The sequence below is a fragment of the Streptomyces sp. NRRL S-350 genome (assembly GCF_000719705.1).
Classification (GTDB): Bacteria; Actinomycetota; Actinomycetes; order Streptomycetales; family Streptomycetaceae; genus Kitasatospora.
Genome location: NZ_JOHO01000134.1, coordinates 1 through 4,187 on the forward strand (window position 1 = coordinate 1; position 4,187 = coordinate 4,187).

The 4,187-nt window shown below is 71.6% G+C and carries 4 protein-coding genes and 1 pseudogene; 3 read left to right on the top strand and 2 right to left on the bottom strand.

Features of this window, described 5'->3' with window-relative positions; translation table 11 throughout:
* A pseudogene (locus IF30_RS0139905) lies at positions 1–171 on the bottom strand (electron transfer flavoprotein subunit beta); the annotation flags it as partial.
* A 330-nt stretch (positions 172–501) separates the two neighbouring features.
* Positions 502–915 (bottom strand): thioredoxin family protein, encoded by a 414-nt coding sequence (locus tag IF30_RS0139910; RefSeq protein ID WP_030247893.1) that lies wholly within the window; start codon positions 913–915, stop codon positions 502–504.
* A 202-nt stretch (positions 916–1,117) separates the two neighbouring features.
* Between IF30_RS0139910 and IF30_RS0139915 the strand changes: the two genes are divergently transcribed.
* The 3 genes from IF30_RS0139915 to IF30_RS0139925 all read left to right on the top strand — a co-directional run bounded on the left by IF30_RS0139915 (position 1,118) and on the right by IF30_RS0139925 (position 4,051).
* Positions 1,118–1,543, top strand: coding sequence for a DUF4395 domain-containing protein (locus IF30_RS0139915; protein ID WP_030247895.1), 426 nt, complete (start codon positions 1,118–1,120; stop codon positions 1,541–1,543).
* A gap of 266 nt (positions 1,544–1,809) precedes the next feature.
* Positions 1,810–2,580 (top strand): lysophospholipid acyltransferase family protein, encoded by a 771-nt coding sequence (locus IF30_RS0139920; RefSeq protein WP_030247896.1) that lies wholly within the window; start codon positions 1,810–1,812, stop codon positions 2,578–2,580.
* Between the two features lie 190 nt (positions 2,581–2,770).
* Entirely contained in the window at positions 2,771–4,051 is a 1,281-nt protein-coding gene (locus IF30_RS0139925; protein WP_030247898.1) for a TolB family protein, read from the top strand.
* Positions 4,052–4,187: the final 136 nt, after the last annotated feature.

A 4,187-nucleotide genomic window follows, 5' to 3' on the forward strand; every position in this document is an offset into this window, starting at 1 on the left:
GGCGCCCTCGTTCGCCTCCGCGATCCGCAGCGCCTGCTCCACACCGTACTCGTCCAGCTCCGACAGCAGGCCGTCCACGCCCTCCCGGTCGGTGGTGTGGTCGTCCTCGAAACGACGGTCCCCCGTCGCATCCGGCACGTACTTCACACAGACGACGATCCTCAAGCTCACGGCCTTGTCTCCTGTACTGGTCTCGTCCGGCGGCTGCGGCGGTGCAAGCGGGCACGAACACGGCTGCGTACCCACTCCGGGCAGCGAATTCCCGTGCCGGTCCGGAACTTCCTGGCAGCATACTCGCCGGTAGCTCAGCGGTCACTACTGGCCAGTAGCTCATGCCGTTCGGATGCGTCCACCGCCTGCGCCCATCCTGCCCCAGCCGGGGGCCGACTCCACCCGGCGGGGCGGATCCGACTGAACAGGAATCCTCTGACCGCCCGCCCTCGGAACGCCTGCCCTCAGGAACGCCTGCCCTCAGAAATGCCCGCCCTCGAAACGCGCCCCTCAGAACGCCTGCCCGAGCGCCGCGATCACGTCCGCCGTACGCGGCTGCCCGGACGCGCGGCGCACCACCCGGCCCTCCGCGTCCAGCACCAGGACGGTCGGCGTCCGCCGGATCTCCAGCCGGCGGACCAGCTCCAGCCGGGCCTCCGCGTCCACCTCGACGTGCTCGACCCCGTCGACCATCCCGGCCACCTCGGCGAGCACCCTCCGCGTCGCCCGACACGGCTGACAGAAGACCGTCGAGAACTGCACCAACGTCGCCCGCGAGCCGAGCGGCCCACCCAGCTCCGTCTCCGACAGCCGTACCGTCCCGTCCTTGGTGCCCACCCTCGTCCTTCCGTCCCGTCCGGCCCGCAACAGCGCGAACAGGGTCGCCGCCGCCAGTGCGACAACGCGCACCACCAGCCCGTTCATCCCGCCAGTCTGCACCGGCGCCCACCGGCCCCCAAAGGCGGTCGACCCCCGAGTGCGCGCCGCGTACGATCGGCCGGTGGACTCCGAGCGCGCCTCACCACCTTTGCCGACCTGCCGCCGCGTCACCGACCCGGGCCGGGCCACCGCCTCCCGTCGTCGCTGACGCTCCCGCCGCCCGTCGCGACCCTCCCGGAGCCCTCCCGTGCAGATCGACCCCCGCGGCGCCCGTTTCGCCGCCGCCCTCACCTCGGCCGTCCTGGTCGTCATCCTCCTCACCGGCAGCAGCGCCCTCCTGGCGGCCCAGACGCTCGTCTTCGCACTCGGCGCGTTCGGCGGCTTACGGCTCTCCCCGTACGACTGGTTCTTCCGGATCGTCGTCGCTCCCCGACTCACGCCACCGTCCGAGACCGAGGACGAGCGGCCCCTGCGCTTCGAACAGGGCATTCTCATGGCGTTCGCCGCCGTCGGCACCCTCGGCCACATCACCGAGGTGACCTGGCTGGGCCTGCTGGCCACCGCGGTCGCCCTCGCCGCCGCCTTCCTCGACGCCGCGTTCGGCTACTGCGTGGGCTGCGAGCTGTATCCGGCCTTCCGGCGCGCCCAGGGCCGCCTCACCGCCGGCGCCTGAACTCACCGGCAGCCACCCGATCCGTCTTCCCCGGTGGGCCCCGGTGCGGGAAGCGGAAAGGTTCCCGTGGGAATTCATCACGGAGATCACACCGTGCAGACCGGCTCCACCGCACGGCTCAGGTGACAGCAGGCACTCGTTCGGGGGATCATCTCCGTGTATCACCCGTGACCGCCACGGAGTGCCGTGTTCCGGTCGGCACTGCCCGCGCGACGGCTCGGGAACCCGCCGAACCGGGCTCCGGCCCGTGGAAGTCAGGACTGACCGTGGCAGAGTTCGTGTACCCGCCGGTGATCGGCGCCGCACTCACCGTCTTCCGCGCGCTCGACGTGCGGATCAAGATCGTGGGCGCCGAACACATCCCCGCCAGGGGGGGAGCGGTACTGGTCAGCAATCACATCAGTTACCTCGACTTTCTCTTCGCCGGCCTCGGCGCCTACCGCGGCGGCAAGCGCAAGACCCGTTTCATGGCCAAGGACGACGTCTTCAGGCACCGGATCTCCGGCCCGCTGATGCGCGGCATGAAGCACATCCCGGTCGACCGCACCGACGGCCAGCCCGCCTACGAGGCCGCCGTCCGCGCCCTCAAGGCCGGCGAGGTCGTCGGGGTGTTCCCCGAGGCGACGATCAGCCGCTCGTTCATGCTGAAGAAGTTCAAGACCGGCGCCGCCCGGATGGCGGCCGACTCCGGCACCCCGCTGCTGCCCGTCATTCTGTGGGGCACCCAGCAGCTCTGGACCAAGGGCCGCCCGAAGACCCTGACCAAGCGCCACGTCCCGGTGACCATCATGATCGGCGAACCGATCCACATCGGGCCGAACGACAAGCCCGTCATGGTTACCAGACGGCTCCGCGCCGCGATGGGCGAAATGCTCGACCAGGCCCAGCGCGAGTACCCCGGCAAGCCCTCCGGCCCGGACGACACCTGGTGGCTCCCCGCCCAGCTCGGCGGCACCGCCCCGACCCTGGAGGTCGCCGAGGCCGAGGACGAGGCGGAGGCCGCCGCCAAGGCCGAGCGCCGCGCCTCCCGCGGCTGACTCCTCCCACCCACCGCTGCCTTCCCTTTCTCCACCGTTACGCCGTGCGACCGAGCGATCGCCCATCCGTCGCGTGTCGCCGGGCCTCCGACGCTCCCTTCTGACACAGTGACAGCTTCTTTCAGGGGCCTTCGTCCTGAGTCCGCGACGGGGGCAACACGTCGAGCGGTCGGAAAGGTCGAAGACGGCGATGGCAAGGATCACCGGCACACGACAGTCACCCACGAGCAGGGCCCGCATCCGCGCAAGCGCCGGTGCGGGCCTTCTGCTTCTGGGCACCCTGCTCACCGGCTGCGGGGCCGAACCCGGGGACATCCCGCTCTCCGAGATCCGGCCGGAGTCCCCCTCCGCCACCCCCGAGCCCACGGGCGGCGCAACCCCCGGCGTGGTCGGCGCGGCAGCCGGCACTCCCGCGGCGGCAACCACGCGCAACGGGCTGATCGTCAGCCGGGCCTACACCGACGCCTCCCGCAACACCAGCGCCATCGTCGTCCTCTCCCCCGACGGGAGCGGCCAACACCAGGTCACCCAGCCGTCGGACCGCACCCGGGACGACCGCCCCGACTGGTCCCCCGACGGCGCCACCATCGCCTTCGACCGCACCGACCCGCAGACCGGCACCGCCCGGCTCTGGACCGTCACCGCCTCCGGCGAGAGCGCCCACCAGGTCAGCCAGCTCTGCGACAGCGGCACCGCGGACTGCGCCAACGAGGACGAACGCGCCCCGGCCTTCTCCCCGGACGGCAAGCAACTCGCCTTCAGCCGGTCCTGGGGCCAGCTGGATCCGGCCGGCAAGAACCAGACCCAGTTCTCCGACCTCTACTTGATGAGCCCCGACGGCACCGACGTCCAGCGGCTCACCTTCCTCACCAACGACAAGCCCTACTCCGGCTCCGTCAGCAACCCCAGCTGGTCCCCCGACGGCAAACAGCTCACCTTCGAGTACCGCACCAGCGCCACCGGGCAACCCGCCGACAGCCGCGCCATCTACGTCGTCAGCGCGGACGGCACCGGGCTCCGCCAGCTCACCCCCTGGGAACTGCGCGCCGGCGACCGCGCCGACTGGTCCCCCGACGGCAGCCGGATCCTCTTCACCACCTACCCGGCCGGCCCGGACAACGCCCCCGGCGGCGGCATCTACACCGTCCACCCCGACGGCACCGCCATCGGCGCCCTCACCCCCGCACCGTCGGACGTCTTCTACGGCACCGCCGCCTACGCTCCCGACGGCAAATCCATCGTCTTCTCGCAGGCTCAGGCCGGCGCCGGCACCGACCTCTACAGCATGCAGGCGGACGGCACCGGTGTCGCCCGCCTCACCAACAGCGCGGCGTCCTGGCTCGGCCGGCCCGCTTGGGGAACAGCGGATCCCAAGACCTCGCCCACCCCGACGCCCCAGCCCGAGGCCCAGCTGCCGGCCCAGGCCCAGGGCCAGCCGTCCACCGAGGAGCCGCAGCCCCAGGACGAGTGAACCAGACCCGGCGGCCCCGGCCGGAAACCGGACCAGAAAACGCAAAAAGACCCCCTCCCGGCCGGGAGGGGGTCTTTTCGGAATGATTGTTCGGCGGCGTCCTACTCTCCCACAGGGTCCCCCCTGCAGTACCATC

Bases quoted from the DNA above. Each gene is read 5' to 3' on its own strand.
- IF30_RS0139925 (WP_030247898.1), top strand. From the start codon at position 2,771: ATGGCAAGGATCACCGGCACACGACAGTCACCCACGAGCAGGGCCCGC.
- IF30_RS0139910 (WP_030247893.1), bottom strand. From the start codon at position 915: ATGAACGGGCTGGTGGTGCGCGTTGTCGCACTGGCGGCGGCGACCCTG.